Below are 18,600 nucleotides of genomic sequence, written 5' to 3'. Positions count from 1 at the left end.
TCTGGGCCGTTCCCCGGGGGTCTGGGCGCTACAGGCTGTCGGCCGTCACCGTTCTCGCGAGGGCGGCCAGCTTGTCGTCGAGCACCGTCGCGGCGGCCAGCAGGTCCGGACTGTCGTCGATCACCATCAGTGAGGATGGCGCCACATAGGTCAGAGCGCTGCGTCCGTTTGCTTCCGACGTGAGCAGCAGCTCCACCGGGGCGAACAGGCCGGCGGTCAGATCGTGGCGCAGCATTGTGATCGCGATCCGAGGATTGCCGATCACCACCCGCAGCACCTGCCGGTCGATCCCCGCCTTGCTGATCCAGCCCCCGTGATTCCACGTCGCGAACAACATGAACCCGCTCGGGCCGACGAGCGACTGCACGGCCCGTTCGTAGGTTTCCCAGCTTTCGTGCCGCGCTGCGACGTCATCGATCGGCACCGGGGTGCTGCCGACGTCGGCGAGGAGAGCGGCGACGAGCGCGTCGAAACTCTTGGCGCTTTCGTAGCGCAACCGCACACCGTGAAAGGGGATCTCCTGCCGGTCAGACATGCTGATCACCAGCCGTCTCGACCCGTTCGTGCAGATGCGCGGTCGGGCTGCGGTCGATGACAAGACTGAGCAGTTCCGGGCGGCTGTAGTGCCCGCGGGCGTCCATCTTCGCTTTGCGTTGGTCGATCAGACTGAAGTCGAGGTCGGCGATCACGTCACCCTCGCCGGAACGCAGAGGCTCACCGAGCAATTCGCCGAGCGGCGACACGATCGCGGTGAATGATCCGCCGGAGATCGGGCCGATCGGCGCGCCGGTATCGGCCATGATCTGCGCCTGCTGATCGGCATCGAGCCACCCGGTGGCGTTGACCACGAAGCTGCCCGATTCGAGCGCGTGGTTGCGGATGCTGATTTCGGTCTGCTCGGCGAACAGCGGACCACCGAACGAGCCGGGGTACATGGCCGAATGAATCTGCTCACCGTCAGCGATCAACGCATAGCGAGCCAGCGGGTTGTAATGCTCCCAACAGGCCAACTGCCCGATGCGTCCGACGGCGCTGTCGACGGCCCGCAGGCCTGAACCGTCACCACGGCCCCAGACCATTCGCTCGTGATAGGTGGGCGCGATCTTGCGCCGGCGCTGCAGCAGCGTGCCGTCGGCATCGAAGAGCAGCTGCGTGTTGTACAGCGTGCCACCGTCGCGCTCGTTGACGCCGATCGACACCACCACGGACGCTTCCGCGGCCGCATCGGCGATGGCATGGGTCGCCGCCGACGGGATCGTCACCGCCTGGTCGAGCAGCCGCAGCTGCTCGGCACCCATTTCGAACGGTCGTTGCAGGAACGAGAAGTACGGGTAGTACGGCAAGATCGTCTCGGGGAACGTGGCGAACTGCACCCCTCGGCGCCCGAGGTCAGCGATCTTGTCGACCACCTTCTGCACCGTGCCCTCCCGGCTGTAGAGCACGGGACTGATCTGCACGGCTGCGGCTGTCACGATGGTCATACCAAAGGCAGCACAGGACGCCACCCGCTTATTTCTGAGTATTGTCAACTAGACCCAGGATCGAGATCGAAAGTCATCCACGACGTGAACATTTGTGTATTTCTGTCCGCCGCCGACCTCGATGAGCGCTACACCGAACCGGCGCGCACCTTCGCCGAACTGCTCGGCAAGGGCGGCCACACGCTGGTGTGGGGCGGGTCCGACAAGGGTTTGATGAAGGTCGTGGCCGACGGAGTGCAGGACGGCGGCGGCCGGTTGGTCGGAATCTCGGTCGAGTTCCTGCGCCAGCAGGCCAGGCCGGGCGCCGACGAGATGGTGATCACCGCGGATCTCTCCGAACGCAAGGCAATGCTGCTGGAGCGCTCCGACGCGCTGGTGGTGATGGCCGGTGGGCTCGGCACCCTCGACGAGGCCACCGAGATCCTGGAACTGCGCAAGCACCGCCGCCACGACAAGCCCGTGGTGCTGCTGAACACCGCCGGCTTCTACGACGGCCTGATGATCCAGTTGCGCCGGATGGAGCAGGACGGGTTCCTGCCCGTGCCGCTGGACGAGCTGGTGTTCGTCGCCGAGGAACCCGCCGCGGCGATGGAGTACCTCGAGCGTGGCGTCGGCTGACGCAACGACACCGTCACGACTCGCCCACGTCCCCTGGGCCTTGTGCTCGCGCTGAAGCGGGCCCGGCTACCATTGAGACACTGATCACGCCCTGATCAATCAGGCCCTCGCCGAACCACATTGGAGTGAAGTTGACGTCTGTTCGTCGTGCCTACCTGGCGGTCGCACTTGCTGTGTTGGCCGTGTCGGGTGGTGTCGTTGTTTCGGCCCTGCCGGACTGCGCCGAGCACTGCCAGACGTTGGCGGCCGCACCCCAAGGTGCGCCGCAGCCCTCACCCACCGAGCCGGCCCGGTTGACCATCGTCCCCAAGCCCGACGCCGAGGTCGACCCGCTGGCCCGGGTCATGGTCACCGCCGACACCGGCACCGTGGCGCGCGTGACGATGCTCAACGACGCCGGCAAGGAGATCCCCGGCGTCCTCACCCCCGACGCCAGGACGTGGAAGCCCACCACCACGCTCGGCTACGGCCGCACCTACACCCTCAAGGTCGACGCGCGCGGCCCCGGCGGCATGCCGACCCGTAAAACCACCACGTTCTCCACCGTGACCCCCGGCTACCAGGCCCGCGTCTACCTCAACGGCACCAACTACGCCCCATTGCAAGACGGTGCCACCTACGGCGTCGGCATGGTGATCGTCGCGCGCTTCGACGAACCGGTCACCGACAAGGCCACCGCCGAGAACCGGATGAAGGTCATCACCGAGCCCAAGGCCGTCGGCTCGTGGAACTGGATCGACGACCAGACCGCACACTGGCGTCCGGAGAAGTACTACGCCCCGGGCACCAAGGTCACCGTCGACGCCGGCATCTACGGCGCCAAGCTCGGCGACGACCTCTACGGCGCGCAGGACGAGAAGGTCTCCTTCACCATCGGCGCCTCGCACGTCACCGTCGCCGACGACACCGACAAGCAGGTTCGGGTCTATGACAACGGCAAGCTGGTGCGCACCATGCCGACCTCGATGGGCATGGGTGGCACCGAGACCATCGGTGGCACGACGATGAGCTTCTGGACCCCGCGCGGCATCTACACCGTCATGGACAAGGCCAACCCGGTGATCATGGACTCCTCGACCTACGGCCTGCCCGTCAATTCGCGGCTCGGCTACAAGACGACGATCCCGTGGGCCACCCGCATCAGCATCGACGGCATCTATCTGCACCAGCTCAACGCGACGGTATGGGCGCAGGGGAAAGAAAACACCAGCCACGGCTGCCTCAACCTCAACGGCGAGAACGCCGAGTGGTTCTACAACTTCTCGGTGCCCGGCGACATCGTCGAGATCCGCAACACCGGAGGCGACCCGCTCAAGGCGACCAACAACGGCGACTGGACGGTGCCGTGGGCCGAGTGGGTCAAGGGCAGCGCGCTGCACTGACTTTTGCCGCGAAACAGGCCCGCGGACGGCCCTTAGCATTGGACGGTGCGTCGTGCATACGTGGTGTCGGCCTTCGGAGCAGCGATCGTCCTCGCGGGTGCGGCAGCACCGACCGCCGACGCCCTACCGCCCGGCTTCCCTGATCTCGACGGGTTCACCGCGGTCGATCCGGCGCCGTACATCGAGCACGGTCTGAAGGCCTCCAGAATCGGCTTCACCACGCCGACCCTGACGTGCACGTGGGACTACCGCCCAGACCACAACGACCACGTCGTCCCGGGGTGCAGCGGCACGATCGTCGGCCTGCCCGCCGAGGCGCCGCAGAGCGAGATGGAAGGGTCGTGCGACGGGATCGGTTCGTCCTTCGGCCGTGGCCGGGGGGCCTGTCCGCCGCCGTCCGGATATCCGAGGCTGGCCCCCGGCCACAAGCTCACCGCCGTCAACACCACCTGCGCGGTGACCGATGACGGGGTCGCCTGCATCGACCCGATCGTCAACCACGGCTTCGTTGTGCAGCCGTCGGGCAGTTGGGTCTTCTAGCGATGCGCCGGGGGTTGCTTGTAGCGCTGGCTGCCGCCGTCGTGGTCGTGGTGGCGGTGACCGCGGCGGTGTGGTGGGTGCGACGGGCGGGGCCTGAGGAACCCGCGCCGACGCCGCAGCTGATCGGTTTTCCGCTGCAGAACCAGCCGGCGAAGGGCTGGCGGGTGAGTGCGGCCGACATCGGGCTGCCCGACGAGATTCCGGTCGGCAAGCCGTTCGGCAGCGCCGGCGATCGGGCCTACTTCCTTGCCGACTGCGATCTGTCCTGCGGGGACGGGTACCGCGGCTGGGTCTACGGCGTCGATCTGCGCACCGGCACAAGGCTGTTCGACCCCATCCTGTTGGAGGGCCTGCACGTACGGTTCGACGGAAGCTGTCATTTGAACGGCGAGCACACCGCGGTGTGCCTGACCGACGCGGACACCACCCACGGCCAACCGCGCCGGGTATGGGTACTCGACCTGGCGCGGGGGCAGGTCACCCACACCGGCGAAACCGACCTGCACATCCAGGGTTACGGCACCGAACCGGTCGCCGAAGCGATCGGAAACCCGCTGGGACAGACCCGGTTGGTGGCCACCGTGCCGGGCACGGGTGTCTACGGAATCGGGGCCACCGGTGAGCGCACGTGGTTCGTCCCGGGCAGCGGACAGCTCGCTGTACCCGAGCTCTCCGCGGCCGACGACGCGCCGCTGACCCTCGCGACGCAGATCCCGACGCCGGAAGATCCGACCTACCGGGTGTTCTCGGTGATCGACGGCACCGAGCGAACCCCGACACCGCCGCCGGGCACGACGCTGCGACGGGCGGCCGTCTACCCCGGCGGATTCGCCTATCAATACGAAGCGCAGAAGGTAGCCGGGGTGCTGTTCTACAACGCGTCCGGCGAACTGCGGGCCCAGCAGGAGCTCACGGGGTACAACCTGCTGGACGCCACCACCGTCCCGATCGTCCTCGACCGGTCGGTGGTCCGGGTGTACTCCCGCGACGGCCGACAGGTCATCGAGTTTCCCGGCGCCGCAGTCGATTACCGCAATGCCAGGTTCCGGGTGATCGACGGCGATCTGTATGTGCGGCAGGGCGAGGAAGGCGGGGAGGACGAGACCTGGCAGCAGTGGAGTTTGGATTCCGGTAGACCCGGCAGCCGGTGCCAGGTCGATTTCACCCACTTTGTCGGGTCCGATGGCCGGATCGTCCTCAGTACGCTCTATTTCGGGTCGGGCGATGACATTGTCGCCACCGATTTGTCCACCTGCCAACATATGTGGCGGATGCCGGTACCCGGCGGGCGCGGCGTCGTGGAACAGGTCGGGACCGCGCTCATCGCAAGAACCCCGGCCGAACTTATCGAACTGCGGGCGAAGTGACGGTTATCCCGATCCGGCGGGGAACACCTGCTGTGGCGGCGGTGGTTTCTTCACGATCGCCGGCAGGACGAAGGTCTCGATGTAGCGTCGCGCCGTGTCGGGATCGGTGATGTCGGGGACAGTCTTCACCAGGAAGCCGAGTGCGGTCGCGATGATGAACTGTGCCAGGTCGTGTGGGTCCAGACCGGCGCGGAACTGGTTGGCGTCATCGGCGATCATGGCCTTGATGGTGGTCGTCACCAGATCGGTCAGTTCGGAATCGGTGGCGATCAACGAGGCGATCGTGCCCTCGGGGGTCTGGTCGGCGATTGTGTTGAGCAGCGGGTCCGACACCAGCTCGGTCGCAACGATCACCAGACTCTCGACCAACAGATAGATGGGCCCGGCATCCTCGGGTATTCGGGGAATGATCGACGCCATGTGCCGCTGGGTGGTGCGCTGCACCATGGCGGCGATCAGCTCGTCGCGGTTGGTGAACTGGCGGTAGATCGCCGTGCGTGAATATCCGGCCTCGTGGGCGATGACCTCCATCGTCGATGCCCGGTATCCGCGGGTGACGAAAAGGTGCTCGGCGGCGTCCATCAACACCTCGCGCGCCTGCTCGGCGGTATTGCCGCCACCTACAGGTCGGCCCCGGGGGCGGCGTTCTGGTGCTGACAATCGACTGTCCTGGTCGGCGGCGTTTGGGGTTGGGGACGGTTGGCATTTCTGTGGGCGAATGTGAGCGGACCCTACTTCTGTTGATGGGTGCGCTTGCCCAAGTAGGCGGGCATGTTTCGATCCGCAGGTAGCCTACCGGCGGGGTGGCATGGCAATCGCCGATGCGGAACGTTGTCGATGTTCGATGTCGGAGCCGTATGCGACGGTGTGGTGGTGCACCATCATGATCTTAGGCCCCACCTCGTTGGCCGGGATGTGCTTGCGCACGAGATGAGCGCTCACTGCGGCGAAGTGGGTTGACAGTCGTGGCGAGGTTCGACGTTCCGGATGGTTCGACCGTGCAGGCGTATCGGTTTGCGTTGGCTCCCACACCGGGGCAAGCACGCAGGCTGGCGTCGCATGCCGGGGCGGCCCGGTTCGCCCACAATCACATGCTGGCGTTGGTCAAGGCGGTGATGGATCAGCGTGCCGCCGAACGCAGTTACGGCATCGCCGAGCAGGAGTTGACCCCGGCATTGGGTTGGACGCTGCCGGCGCTGCGCAAGATATGGAACCAGCGCAAGACCTGGTGTGCTCCGTGGTGGGCCGAGAACTCCAAGGAGGCCTACAACACCGGTCTCGACAGCCTGGCCCGCGGCTTGGACGCCTGGTCGACATCCCGCCGCGGACTACGCGCCGGGAAACCAATTGGGTTTGTCCGCTTCAAAACGGCACGGGCGCGACGCTCGGTACGGTTCACCACCGGCACGATCCGGGTCGAACCCGATCGCCACCACGTGACCCTGCCTCGGGTCGGCACGATCGGCACCCACGAATCGACCCGCAAACTGGCCCGCAGGATCGAGGCCGGTACGGCGCGGATCTTGTCGGCCACCGTCAATCAGGACAGTTGCGGGCGGTGGTACTGCTCATTTCAGACGGTGGTGACGGCTAAGGCCCGGCCCGCCCATGCGCGGCGTTCACGGCATCCGGTGGTGGGTGTGGATGTCGGGGTGAGAGCCGACGGTTTGTTGGTGGTGGCCACCCCCGATGGTGTTGAGGTCGCCCGGGTCGCGGCACCCAAATCCCTGACCGCGGCGCAGCGTCGGTTGCGGAGGCTGCAGCGCCGCGCCGCCCGCCAGATCGGTCCATACGACCCGACGAGCCGGTCGATGAGGCAGCCGTCGAAGCGGTGGCGGGCCACCCAGGCCCGGATCGGTGCGGCGCATGCACACGCGGCTGCGGTGCGCCGCGATGTGCTGCACAAGGCCACCACCACCCTGGCTCAACAACATCAAGTGGTCGTTGTCGAGACATTGAATACTGCCGGCATGCGCGCCAAAGGTGGGACCCGCAAACGGGGCCTGAATCGGGCGTTGGCTGATGCCGCCCTAGCGCACGTTCGGCGCATGTTGGATTACAAGTGTCGGTGGTATGGCAGTGAGTTGGTGGCTGCCGATCGGTTTTATCCGTCGTCGAAGACGTGTTCGGCGTGTGGGAGGCGAAAGTCAAACCTCACCCTGGCCGACCGGGTTTTCGAGTGTGACGGGTGCGGTGTGAGCATCGATCGTGATCTCAATGCCGCGATCAACCTCGCCCGACTCGGCGAACCCGCTCATGCGGGTGAACAGGGTTCTGCCGGGAGTGGCCCGGTGTCCGGACGTGGAGCCATGCGTGAGTCCGAACCCGCGCCAGCGGGTCAGGCAGCAGGCGATGAAGCGTCAACCCCGCACCACCAACCGGTGGATCAGACGGGGACCGCCTCGCCACAAGGCGAGGCTGCCTGATGTACGAGCACTCACATTCACTCACCAAAAGGCAACGGTTTCAGTATGCCGGACGCGGCCATTAAAGGAACGATTGCACTGATTTGTGTATTTTCCTGCGAAGGGTCGACGACGGCGGTTAGCGTGCCTGCGTGACCACACGGGGGCGGACACTTCATACAGTCGCGGTGATCGGATGGGGCGTGCTGCTGGTCGCCCTGTGGATGGGGCTTATCGCGGGAACGACCGTGACGGCCCACGCCGATCCCGGCCGGGAGAAGTCAACCACGCAGTCCGCCAATGACTCTGGACCGGCGAAGAAGCAGCGCGGCCCGGATTCCCCGCGCGGTCCGCGCACGGAGAAGCGCCCGAAACTCTCCGCGCCGAGGGTTGCGACGACACGTCCCGAGGCGCGCGGCCTGATCGATGACCTCACCGATCGCGCGCGCACCGCGCTGAGCGATCTTGCCGACCGGAAGCCGAACCTGCGGACTACACAATCGCTTCCACGCCCCAAAGCGACGACTCAGCGTGAGGTGGCGAAGCGCGCCGAGTCCGTTGCCGTCGGCACCGTCATGGCCGGCAAGGTGCCCGACATCGCCGACGCGGTCGAAGCCATCACCCGACCGGCCGATGCGAAGGCGCCGCCCGTCGAAGCCGTCGGCACAGTCGTCGACCGCGTCACGACCCAGAGCCGTGCCCTGCTCGCGGATATCGCCGATCGGGTCACGAACCCGGTTGCGGCCCAAGACCGCCAGATCGTCAAGCCCGTCGCCGCCATGGCCACCCCGGTCACCGCGTCGCGGCCCGCGCCGCCGCTGGTCAACATCGTCGGCTCGCTGGTGTTCAACGTGGTCGGCGCTGCGCTGCAGGTGTTCTCGGGCCCGCCGGTACTCCCGCCGGGCAGCAATGTCACCGTCCGCTCCTCGACGTTGGACATGCCGGGCACCAACCAGACCGTCTGCGCTGACTGGTACTTCCCCGAAGACCCGGAATCCGCCACCGGCGTCATCTACCTACAGCACGGATTCATGGCCACCGGCCCGATGTACAGCTACACCGCGGCCTACCTGGCGGAGGAAACCAACAGCATCGTCGTCGTGCCCACGCTCTCGTCAAACCTGTTCGACCCGAACGCAGAATGGATCGGCGGCGAACCGATGCAGCAGTCCGTGGCCGACCTGTTCGCCGAGGACCGGCCCGAGCTGACCGCGAGCGCCAGTGCCGCGGCCGGCCACCCCGTCACGCTGCCGTCCGAGTTCGTCCTGGTCGGCCATTCCCTGGGGGGAATGCTGGTCACCGGTGCCGCCGGACGCATGGTCGACAACGGTGCCGTCGACGACCTGGCCGGCGTCGTCCTGCTCGACGCGGTGGACACCCACGAGGACATGCCCGAGGCGCTCGACCAGCTGACGGGCGCCAATTACCGCCCCGTGCTGCTCATTTCGTCCGAACCCTACGTGTGGAATCGCAACGGGACGGTGGGCCAGGAACTGCAGACCGCCCGTCCCGGCGCGTTCAACGGCGTGATGCTGGTCGGCGGGCGGCACATCGACGGACTGCAGGGCGCCAACCCGATCCTGCAATTCGCCGAATACCTCGTCGCCGGATTCTCGCAGCCGCAGAATGTCGATGCGGTCAAGGTGATTTCGGCCGGCTGGATCAACGACATGTACCACGGCACCGACGACGGCGTGCACGGCGCACCGCAGGAGAGCATCGAGATTCCCACCGCGTCGGGCACGGCGACCGCGGTGGTGCTGCCGTTCACCTCGACCGAGCCGGTGCACGCGACGCCGTGGGACGGGTTGGTAGGTCCGATCCTGGATGCTCTGTTCCCGTACGCCGTGTACGAACCGTTGGCCGGACAGTCGGTGCCGGTGGCGGTCTGACAGCAGAAATCGGTGCCTGCCGCGCCGCGGTTGCGCCTTTATCCTGGTGAAGACGCCAAGGCCAGGGGGTGCTGTGGAGGAGACACCGCCAGAGGAATACCCGCACGAGTGGGTCGACCGGTACGGACCCCAGATGTACGCGCCCCAGGCCTACCTTCCCCCGCCCCCGCCCGGGGGTCAGCAATCCCAAGTCGTGCTGACCGTCCGGTGCTTCGCAGCGGTCATCGGCGGTTGCGCCGTCGCGTTCTGGGCGTTGATCGTCTACGGAGTGCTGAGTTCGGCCTTCGACACGAACCCGGCCACTGATCCGCACGGCTACGGCATCGTTTTCGGCGTTTTGCTTGCGGTGCCCGTGAGCCTCTTCTGGGCACTGGTGTTGCCGTTCGCGGCACCCAGACGCTGGTGGGGACGCGCGTTCGCGACCTCGTTGCTGAGCCTGGTGGCCCTCAACCTGCTGGCGTTCTGGGCGCTGAGCGTGTCGGGTGCGGGGTAGCGTCGCCGCCGAATTCGCTGAGGTGCGCTGAACAAGGCATATACCAAGCTCAGCTATACATTTTGCCGCGAAATCGTTAACCAAATTGGTGCGTCATCTGTATGTGATTCAGCCCACGGGCGATGTACATTGTGATCGCTGTCATAGGAAAGGGCGTTCCATGTTTGGAGCATTTGTTGGTGTACTTCTGCTGGTGCTCGGCATCGGTTGCGTCGCCGGCGTCGTAGTGGCAGTGGCCATGGGTCTTCCCACCCTCGCACTCGTGATCGGTCTCATTTCCGGCGCATTTTTCGCCGGGCGTGCCGTTTAGAGCTTCAGTCGCTTTCGCAGGCCGGTCGCACGGACTGCCTGCCGGGCGATAGCCGCGCGGATCTCCGCTTCGGAACCCACCACGCGCACTCGCGTCTTGGCCCGGGTTACGGCGGTATAGAACAACTCCCTGGTCAACAGCCGGGAGTCCTCCGGCGGTAGCAGCACGGTCACCTCGTCGGCCTGGCTGCCCTGGGACTTGTGGATCGTCATGGCGTGCATGGTCTCCACCTCGGTGAGCCGGCCGGTGGCGAATGACGCTGACCCGCCGACAGTCCCACCGACCACGGCGCGCAGCCCGTCCGGGGTGGCCACGGTGACACCGGTGTCGCCGTTGTAGAGCTTGAGCCCATAATCATTGGCCGTCACCAGGATTGGGCGCCCCACGTACCACGACGCCCAGGTGGGTTCTCCCGTCGCCTCGGCGAGCCACCGCTGCACCTGGCGGTTCCACTGCGTGACACCGAACGGGCCGTGCCGGTGCGCGCACAACAGCCGATGCTCGTCGAGAATCTCCAGTGCCGCACCGTCGTCCCCGAGGATCGCCGCCTGGCGCAGGGCAAGTGCATGTGGCACAAGCACTTCCCGCAGCCGTTCACGCGTGTCCGCGGACACCCACTCGACGTGCTCGCCGCCGGCCGCCAGCACCTCGACGGCGCCGGAGGCGTCACCGGCCCGGATTGCTGTGGCCAGCGCACCGATCGACTCACCGAACCGGTGCGAGGTTTGCAGCGCCGCGACCCCACGCGATCCCAGCCCGTCGACCAGATCGGCCAACACCGCCCCGGCTTCCACCGAGGCGAGCTGATCGGGGTCACCGACCAGCAGCAGCCGGGTTTGCGGTCGGACCGCCTCCAACAACCGGGCCATCATGGTCAGCGACACCATCGACGTCTCGTCGACGACGATCACGTCGTGCGGCAACCGATTTGCCCGGTGATGGCGGAACCGTGACGACGTGTCCGGGCGCGACCCCAACAGCCGGTGCAGCGTGGTGGCCTGCAGGCCCGAAATCCGCTCGCGGTCCACTGCATCGAGCCGGTTCACCTCGAGCTGGACCGCCTCCTGCAACCGGGCCGCGGCCTTACCGGTGGGCGCGGCCAGCGCGATCCGCAGCGACGGCCGGCCGGCCAGCGCGGCCTGTTCGGCCAACAGCGCCAACAACCGCGCTACTGTGGTCGTCTTGCCGGTACCCGGCCCGCCTGTGAGCACCGTCAGTCCCTGCGACAACGCCACTTTCGCCGCGGCCCGCTGCTCCTCGAAACCCGGTGGGAACAACCGCGCCACGTCGGGCGCCAGGCCACCCGGCTTGGTGGCGACCAGGCCCAGCACGTCGTCGCACACCTGCTGCTCCTCCAACCAGTACCGGTCGAGATACAGCAGATCCCCGAACAACCGCAGCACCGGGGGAGTACCCAGCAGCGGGCTGTCCGCCACGGCCGCAAGCCACTCGTCAACCGGTGGCCACGGCAGATCGGGCAGCTGGGTCTGCTCGGCCACGGACCGCAGGTCCACGCACACCGAGCCGCCGCGCAGCGCCCGGACCGCCAGGGCCAGAGCGAGTTCGACCCGCGGATCGGTTTCCTCCGCCAGTGTGCTCAACCGTCGGGCCACCTGCACGTCGGCGGGTTCCAGGATCTCGGCGAACGCGTCCAACATCACCGGGCTCCCTCGTCCAGTAGCTCCGACATCGCGATGACCAACTTGGCGGGCGGTTCCCAGCTGAACACTCCGGCCGGGTGTCCGTCGACCACGGGCGTCTGCGCCCCGCACATCCCGCGCACGAACAGATACAGCACCCCACCCAGATGTGTGGCCGGGTCGTAGCCGGGCAGTCGCCACCTCAGGAACCGGTGCAGCACAACGCTGTACAGCAACGCCTGCAACGGATAGTCCGAGTGCAGCATGGCCTCGACCATCCGGTCCCGCCCATAATCGGCGGCGGTGAGTGGCGCGTCACCGGTGCCCAGCCAGTTGGTCTTGTAGTCGACGATCACGAAACGCTGACCGATCCGCAGCACCACATCCACCGAACCGGACAGGTAGCCGCGCAACGGCTGGCGGCCCAGCAGCCCGGTCGACAACCGCTCGGCATAGACGGCCAGGGGATCGTCGGCAGGCAGATGCTCGTCGAGCAGGGCCCCGATTTCGGCCAACCGCGCGTACTCGCCGCCGCGCAGATCGCCACCGGCCATCGGGAACTCGAAGTCCAACTCGCACAACCGGTCCGCCAACCCGATCTGGCGCAGCGTCATCCCCGGCGCCAACGGTCCCAGCGGGGTGCCGTGCATCGGCAGCAGGGCGGCGGCCAGCTCGTCGGCCTCCACCTCGACCGGCCAGCGGGCCGCGTGCCGTCGCACCTCGGTGTGCAGCTCGGCCCTCAGATCCACCGCCAGCGGGTCGGCGGTCTCCAACACCGCGTGCACGAGCGAGCCGAACGCGGCTCCCGTCGGCAGTGCGGCCATGGGCGAGGGCACGTCGGCGCCCTGGGCGGGGGCCACGACGGTGATATCGGTCGACTCGTCGTCGAGCTCGACAACCTCGGGCTCACTGGACACCCCGGCGTGTTCGCCATCCTCGGCCGCCCGCAGCAACCCCGAATACGACGTCCGCCGCCACGCCGTGTCGATGGAGCGGTGAAAATGCCGCGCCGCCAGATCATCTGGTATCGCATGGACCGGTACCGGAATGATCGCGCCGATCACCGACTCCTCCAACACCGGACCCCCCGCGGCCTCCCAGGCCCGCAGCCGGGCCAGTGCATCGTCATCGGAGACCCTGGCCGGTGCGCACCGGTCGGGCACCGCAGCCTGCCCGGGGGCGCGCCCGCGCAGCAGCCGCGACAGGCCACCGTTCGGCTCGTCATTCGACGGTGCCCACCAGGCCACCACCTGCGACTGGGCCCGCGTCATCGCCACATAGGTCAGCCGGCTGTCGTCAGCAGCGGCCTCGGCCCGGCCCGCGCGGGTCACCGCCGGGTCGGGACCGCCGATCTGCAGACAACGCACCCCCTCGTCATGGAACAGGATCAGATCCGGTTCCGGCACATACCGATTGAATGCGAACGGCAGGTACACGATCGGGAACTGCAGGCCCTTGCTCACCCACACCGTCATGATCTGCACCGCGGCCGCGTCACTGTCCAGGCGGCGGTTGCGCTCGGAGGCGCCGCCGCCCTCGCCGCGTTGGGTCCGCAGCCAGTCCCGCAGCGCGGCCAGCCCGAAGCCCTCGCGGTGGGCGGTGTCGCCGAGCAACTGGGTCATGTGGGCCAGGTCGGTCATCAGCCGTTCCCCGCCCTGCCAGGACAGCACCCGCCTGCCCATGCCCGCCAGCTGCGCGGCCTCGAAGATCGCCGCGACGCCCCGCTCGCGGGCATGGCCGGCCCAGGTGCGCAGCGTGTCGGCGACCCGGTCGGTCAACGCATCACCGCCCGCGGCAAGGGTTTCCGCGGTCTCTCCGAAGAACATCGTGGCGGCCGCGGCCCGCACCAGCCCGGGTCGGTGCGGCTGATCGAATGCCTCCAGCAGATACAGCCAGTCCTCGGCTGCCTCGGAGTTGAACACGTCCGAATCGCCGGTGTAGACCGCGGGGATACCGGCGTCGAGCAGTGCGGTGTGGCAGGCGCGGGCGTCCTTGTGGGTCTCGACGATCACCGCGATGTCACCCGCCTGCAGCGGCCTGTCGCAGAAGGTGGCATCGCTGTTCAGCAACGTGCCGATGTCGGCGGCCAGATCCCTACCGATGTGGCGGCGCAGGTCGGCGATCGGAATCACCTTGGTACCCGTGCGGTTCCGCGTCACCACCCGAAGCCGGAAGGGATCGTTGTACGGCGCCCCGGCCAGCCGGTGCCCCTGATGGTGTGCCTGTACGTCATGCACCACGATGTCCGGCCCGCCGAGTTCGGCACCGCGCAGCACTGCCTGTAGCCGGTCGACCAGCACGCTGTCGCTGCGCCAGTTGGTGCCCAGCGTCTGCTTGTCGCCCGCAGTCGCCGCGGCCCGCAGATAGGTGTCGATGTCGCCGCCGCGGAACGCGTAGATCGCCTGCTTGGGGTCACCGATCAAGATCAGGGTGGACCGCCCGGAGAACGCCCGCTCGATCACCTGCCACTGCACCGGGTCGGTGTCCTGGAACTCGTCGACCATCACGATCGGCCAGCGCTGGGCCATCCGCACCCTGGCTGCGGAGTTCTCTGCGGTCAACGCCCCGGCCAACCGGGTCAGCAGATCGTCGTAACCCAGCACGCCGCGCCGGCGCTTACGAATCTCCAACTCCGCCAGCACCGCCCGCGCGAACGCCACCCGAATGCCCGCCGGGGACTCCGGTTCGGGATCCAGCGGGCGCAGTTCGGTCGCCGGATTGGCCACCACCACCCGGGCCAGCCGCAGCGCCTCGGCATACCCGAGTTCCGGGGTATCCCGCTGAGCGCCGAAGTGGGCGAGATACAGATCGTCGGTGATCTCGCACACCAGCTCGTCAAGACTCTCGACCAGGGTCACGCCCGAATCGCTGTCCCCGGCCACACCGAGGGATTTCAGGACGATCTGGCAGAACTGGTGCGTGGTCGCGATGGTGGCGGCATCGAAACCCGCCAGCGCGTCGCGCAGCCGCTGCCCGCGGGCCTGTTGGTCCTCGGCGACCAGATACTGCAGCAGATCGTTGTCGGCGCGTGACGGGTCCTCCAGCGCTGCCAGGGCGCCGACGATCTGGGCCCGCACCCGCTCCCGCAACTCCTGACTGGCCGCCCGGCCGAAGGTGATGAGCAGCATCTGATCCAGCGTGGCCGCACCCTCGGCTACCAGGCGGGTCACCAGCCCGGCCAGCGCGAAGGTCTTTCCGGTTCCCGCACTGGCCTCCAGCACCGTGGTGCTGTTGGTCTGCGGCAGCGGGCCGAGCAGGTCGAAGACGTTCACCGGGTGGACCTCTCGGCCTGCAGGAGCGGCAGCCACAACCGCTCGGAGTACTCGCCCAGCCCCACCAGGCGGCTCAACGGCGCACTCCGGCCCCAGGCGCGCACATGAGCGGGTGCCTCGTCCTCACCGGGGAATTTGCCGCTGCGCCAGCGGAACCCGGCCTCACGCTCCGGGTCGTCCCCGGCGTGGCGGGCCGCCGCCCACGCATAGGAGGTCTTGATGGGCAGGGGTAAGGGCTCCCGGCGGCCCGCGTCATAGATGGCAACCAGATCGGCCAGCAGCTCGACCGGATTGTCCGGACGGCCCAACCCTTCGATGCGCGGGGTGTCGCCGCGCCGCGGCCGCCCGATGCACACGGCCGACCAGGCCCGGTCGGGATGCCCGGCGGCCAACGCCAGCAACGGAATCCAGGACTGCAGCAGATGCTTGCCGTCGAGCTTGGAATACGTCACCGACACCAGCCTCTCGCCGAACACCGGCGAGACCGTACCGGTGATCCGGCGCCCGGTGCCCAGGTCGATGTCGACGTCATAGGCCTGCGGGTCGGCGTCGCGGTACCGCAGGGCATCGGTGGCCAGCAGAGCACACCGATCACGCAGTGCGATCGCGCGGCGCCAGCCCAGCTGACCGGGCGGCAGGGTGCCGCGCCGCCACTCTGCCTGCTGGGCATCGGCCGGGGTCATGCCACCCATGATGTCGCCGAGCATGCGATCGCCGACGGTCCATTCCTCCAGGGCGTCGATGTCCACCGGCATCACATCCGACACCCCGTCCACATCCCAGGGCAGGGTGTACTCCAGGGCCCGGAAGAAGCCCTTCACCGGATCCTTGAAGAACGTGACGAGATCTTCCAGCGCGACATCCTCGGTGGGCCGCGGGGGCAGTTGGTGGGCGAAGAACGCCGGCCGGTCGGCCCGCTGCCCCGCGCTGGCCTGCGCGGCGGTGAGCGCGGTGGGGTCGAAGGTGAACGGCCCGTCGGGCAACAGTGCGCCGGGGGTGACATTGCGAATGTCGAAGGGCTGCAACGGATGAGTGGTCACCACCTCCACGGGCTGCTCTGCGGTCACCCTGAGCGTGTCGAGCAACTCGGCCAGCGGCACCGCAGGAGGCCGGGCCTGACCGGAGTATTCGTTGGCGCCGGTATAGGTGACCACGAGCGTCTGCGTGGCCGCCCCGATCGCGTCGAGCAGTAGCTGGCGGTCCTCCGAGCGGATGTCGCGCTCACCCGTGCGCGGGTCGCGGGCCAGCACGTCGTCCCCGTCGACCGCACCCAGGCGCGGAAACACCCCGTCGTCCAATCCGACCAGGCACACCACGCGGTGTGGCACCGAGCGCATCGGCACCATGGTGCACACGGTCAGGGTGCCGGTGCGGAAGTTGGCCCGCGTCGGCCGCCCGGCCAGATGGCGATCCAGCAGCGCACGAAGATCACTGAGCCGCATCGGTGTCTCGCCCGCACCGGCGGCCTCGCCGATCTCGGCGAACTCACGCTGCACCTGGGTCGCGGGCCACTCCTCGTCGGAGTAGGCCAGCTCCTCGATCCCGGTTCCCAGCGCCGACAACCACTCGTCGAGGGGGCGGACCCCGCTGAGATCACGGACAGCTTTACTGAGTTTGTCGACAAAATCGGCGAATCGGCCCGCCAGCTCGACCCGATTGCTGCTGACGTCGTCGAGCGGCAGCGTGGTGCCCAGCCAGGCGCGCGAATCGTCGGACATCGCCACCCCGGCCAGCACCCGGTCGATCCCGAAACGCCAGGTGTTGTGGAGGAACTCGACGCCGTAGGGGCTGCGGTGCTCCTGATCGAAACCCCACCGGATGTTGGCCTCACGGACCCAGGCGGTGATGGCCTCCAGATCGTCGTCGGTGAATCCGAACCGGGCGCGCACCGGCGGTGACTCGGCCAGGTTCAGCACCTCGCTCGCGGTGGCCCGCCCACCGGCCAGGGTCAGCACGGAGGCCGCCACCGACAGCAGCGGATTCGTCTGCACCAGAGCACGATCGGCCAACCGCACCCGCAGCTTGTGTGCCGGATGCGCGCCGCGCACCACATCGCCCAGCCCGAACCCGGCCGTGATCAACGGTGCATAGGTCTCGATGTCGGGGCACATCACCAGGATGTCGCGCGGCTCCAGCGTCGGGTCGTCGGCGAGCAGGCCCAGCAGCACCTCGCGCAGCACCTCGATCTGCCGGGCCGGGCCGTGACAGCTGTGCACCTGAATCGAGCGGTCCTTCAGCCGCGGCACCCGCCCGGCCGGCCGGACCGCGTTGGCGGCGATATCGGACTGCAGCCAACCCAACACGGCATCGGGATACCCTGTGCCCCTGAGATATTCGTCGGTGTCCGGGATCGGCAGCCCACGCTGCAGTTCCCGCAGGTCGCGGCCGAGGGTGGCGAGCAGCGGGTGGCCCACATCGCGGTGACTGGTGTCCTCGCGGCGGGGGAGCGGGCCCGTGTGCGCGGTCAGCGACTGCCAGAGGTCGTCGCTGGGATGCGGCAGCCACAGGTGCAGATCGTGATGGGTGGCCAGCGCGGTGAGCAACTCGATCTCGGTGACGGGCAACCGGGTGTGCCCGAACAGGGAAAGTCGTTCCGGGAGGTCACTGGGCGAATCGGTGAGCCGGGCAAGGGTTTCCGCGTGCCGGATGTGCGGGGGCGCGGCATCGATGCGCTCGGTGAGTGCCTGCCACAGCGGGGCCTGCCAGGACAGGTCGTCGGGCAATTCCGCCCAATCGACCAGCAGTTGCGGGCGCTGCCGCGCATACGAGGCGAACAGGCCGGCCAACCGTCGGGCCACCGCATAGCGTCGGCCCTGACGCAGCTCGTACTCGTCGCCGGTCTCGAAGTGACCGAGGTGAGTGGCCACCGGCTCACACCACGGCTGATCCAGATTGTCGTCGATGACCGCCAGCAGCGGCCAGGCCATCGCGTCGGCCGACCACGGATCGTCCTCGGCCGTTCCCGTCAGCTCGGCGATCAGCGAACGCGGGTTGCGGAACTCGACCGCCGCGCAGATCCCCAGCCGGTTCGACAGCCGCTGACTCAGCCAGCGCTCCACGCCCTTCGCCGGGACCAGCACCAGCTCCTGGGCGAACGGGTCAGTCGGGGGGTGCGACAGCAGATCTGCCAGCCCGTCGGCGAGCAGATCGGTGCGCTCGGCCCGGTGCAGATGCAGTCCCATCGAGAGACACGATAGGAG

13 protein-coding genes are annotated in these 18,600 nt (G+C 67.8%); 7 read left to right on the top strand and 6 right to left on the bottom strand.

The features are described 5' to 3' along the window. Positions 1–28 precede the first annotated feature (28 nt). Both AC4ELH_RS17510 and AC4ELH_RS17505 read right to left on the bottom strand, forming a co-directional pair. On the bottom strand, positions 29–535 hold the full coding sequence (locus AC4ELH_RS17510; RefSeq protein WP_498885633.1) for a DUF302 domain-containing protein: 507 nt from the start codon (positions 533–535) through the stop codon (positions 29–31). Next, positions 528–1,481 (bottom strand): nitrilase-related carbon-nitrogen hydrolase, encoded by a 954-nt coding sequence (locus AC4ELH_RS17505; protein ID WP_498885631.1) that lies wholly within the window; start codon positions 1,479–1,481, stop codon positions 528–530. Before AC4ELH_RS17505 ends, AC4ELH_RS17510 begins: the two co-directional genes overlap by 8 nt. 84 nt (positions 1,482–1,565) lie before the next feature. Here AC4ELH_RS17505 and AC4ELH_RS17500 point away from each other — a divergent pair, with 84 nt between their 5' ends. The 4 genes from AC4ELH_RS17500 (at position 1,566) to AC4ELH_RS17485 (ending at position 5,388) form a co-directional block, all read left to right on the top strand. Then, the gene (locus AC4ELH_RS17500) at positions 1,566–2,099 is read left to right on the top strand and encodes an LOG family protein (RefSeq protein WP_498885629.1); all 534 of its coding nucleotides are present in this window, start codon (positions 1,566–1,568) and stop codon (positions 2,097–2,099) included. Positions 2,100–2,224: 125 nt separating this feature from the next. Beyond that, positions 2,225–3,481, top strand: a complete 1,257-nt coding sequence (locus AC4ELH_RS17495; RefSeq protein WP_064886363.1) for a L,D-transpeptidase — start codon at positions 2,225–2,227, stop codon at positions 3,479–3,481. Between the two features lie 45 nt (positions 3,482–3,526). Then, entirely contained in the window at positions 3,527–4,021 is a 495-nt protein-coding gene (locus tag AC4ELH_RS17490; protein WP_498885626.1) for a hypothetical protein, read from the top strand. Positions 4,022–4,023: 2 nt separating this feature from the next. Next, a complete protein-coding gene (locus AC4ELH_RS17485) occupies positions 4,024–5,388 on the top strand; it encodes a 9-bladed beta-propeller domain-containing protein (protein WP_498885624.1) in 1,365 nt (454 codons plus the stop codon). 3 nt (positions 5,389–5,391) lie between these two features. Here AC4ELH_RS17485 and AC4ELH_RS17480 read toward each other — a convergent pair whose 3' ends face one another. Then, complete coding sequence (locus tag AC4ELH_RS17480; RefSeq protein WP_498885622.1) at positions 5,392–6,048, bottom strand: TetR/AcrR family transcriptional regulator; 657 nt, start codon at positions 6,046–6,048, stop codon at positions 5,392–5,394. A 305-nt stretch (positions 6,049–6,353) separates the two neighbouring features. Between AC4ELH_RS17480 and tnpB the strand changes: the two genes are divergently transcribed. The 3 genes from tnpB (at position 6,354) to AC4ELH_RS17465 (ending at position 10,178) form a co-directional block, all read left to right on the top strand. Then, complete coding sequence (gene tnpB, locus AC4ELH_RS17475; protein WP_498885620.1) at positions 6,354–7,814, top strand: IS607 family element RNA-guided endonuclease TnpB; 1,461 nt, start codon at positions 6,354–6,356, stop codon at positions 7,812–7,814. Positions 7,815–7,945: 131 nt separating this feature from the next. Beyond that, positions 7,946–9,685, top strand: a complete 1,740-nt coding sequence (locus tag AC4ELH_RS17470; protein ID WP_498885619.1) for an alpha/beta hydrolase — start codon at positions 7,946–7,948, stop codon at positions 9,683–9,685. Positions 9,686–9,758: 73 nt separating this feature from the next. Beyond that, a complete protein-coding gene (locus AC4ELH_RS17465) occupies positions 9,759–10,178 on the top strand; it encodes a hypothetical protein (RefSeq protein WP_498885617.1) in 420 nt (139 codons plus the stop codon). Positions 10,179–10,484: 306 nt separating this feature from the next. Here AC4ELH_RS17465 and recD read toward each other — a convergent pair whose 3' ends face one another. Genes recD through recC form a run of 3 tightly spaced genes read right to left on the bottom strand, consistent with a single transcriptional unit; the run spans position 10,485 to position 18,582 of the window. Further along, positions 10,485–12,146 carry an exodeoxyribonuclease V subunit alpha gene (recD, locus tag AC4ELH_RS17460; protein WP_498885615.1) on the bottom strand — a complete coding sequence of 554 codons (1,662 nt, stop codon included), beginning with the start codon at positions 12,144–12,146 and terminating at the stop codon, positions 10,485–10,487. After that, positions 12,146–15,400 (bottom strand): exodeoxyribonuclease V subunit beta, encoded by a 3,255-nt coding sequence (gene recB, locus AC4ELH_RS17455; protein ID WP_448448189.1) that lies wholly within the window; start codon positions 15,398–15,400, stop codon positions 12,146–12,148. The genes recD and recB overlap by 1 nt, the downstream gene beginning before the upstream one ends. After that, on the bottom strand, positions 15,397–18,582 hold the full coding sequence (recC, locus tag AC4ELH_RS17450) for an exodeoxyribonuclease V subunit gamma (protein ID WP_498885613.1): 3,186 nt from the start codon (positions 18,580–18,582) through the stop codon (positions 15,397–15,399). Before recC ends, recB begins: the two co-directional genes overlap by 4 nt. Positions 18,583–18,600 lie beyond the last annotated feature (18 nt).

This window comes from Mycobacterium shunyiense, from assembly GCF_058270075.1.
Note: the sequence above shows the minus strand (reverse complement) of the source record. Positions and strands in the feature narration are given on the sequence as shown.

Excerpts from the sequence above, each read along its gene's own strand:
- AC4ELH_RS17510 (WP_498885633.1), bottom strand. The coding sequence starts at position 535 with ATGTCTGACCGGCAGGAGATCCCCTTTCACGGTGTGCGGTTGCGCTAC.
- AC4ELH_RS17505 (WP_498885631.1), bottom strand. The coding sequence starts at position 1,481 with ATGACCATCGTGACAGCCGCAGCCGTGCAGATCAGTCCCGTGCTCTAC.
- AC4ELH_RS17485 (WP_498885624.1), top strand. The coding sequence starts at position 4,024 with ATGCGCCGGGGGTTGCTTGTAGCGCTGGCTGCCGCCGTCGTGGTCGTG.
- recD (WP_498885615.1), bottom strand. The coding sequence starts at position 12,146 with ATGTTGGACGCGTTCGCCGAGATCCTGGAACCCGCCGACGTGCAGGTG.
- recC (WP_498885613.1), bottom strand. The coding sequence starts at position 18,582 with ATGGGACTGCATCTGCACCGGGCCGAGCGCACCGATCTGCTCGCCGAC.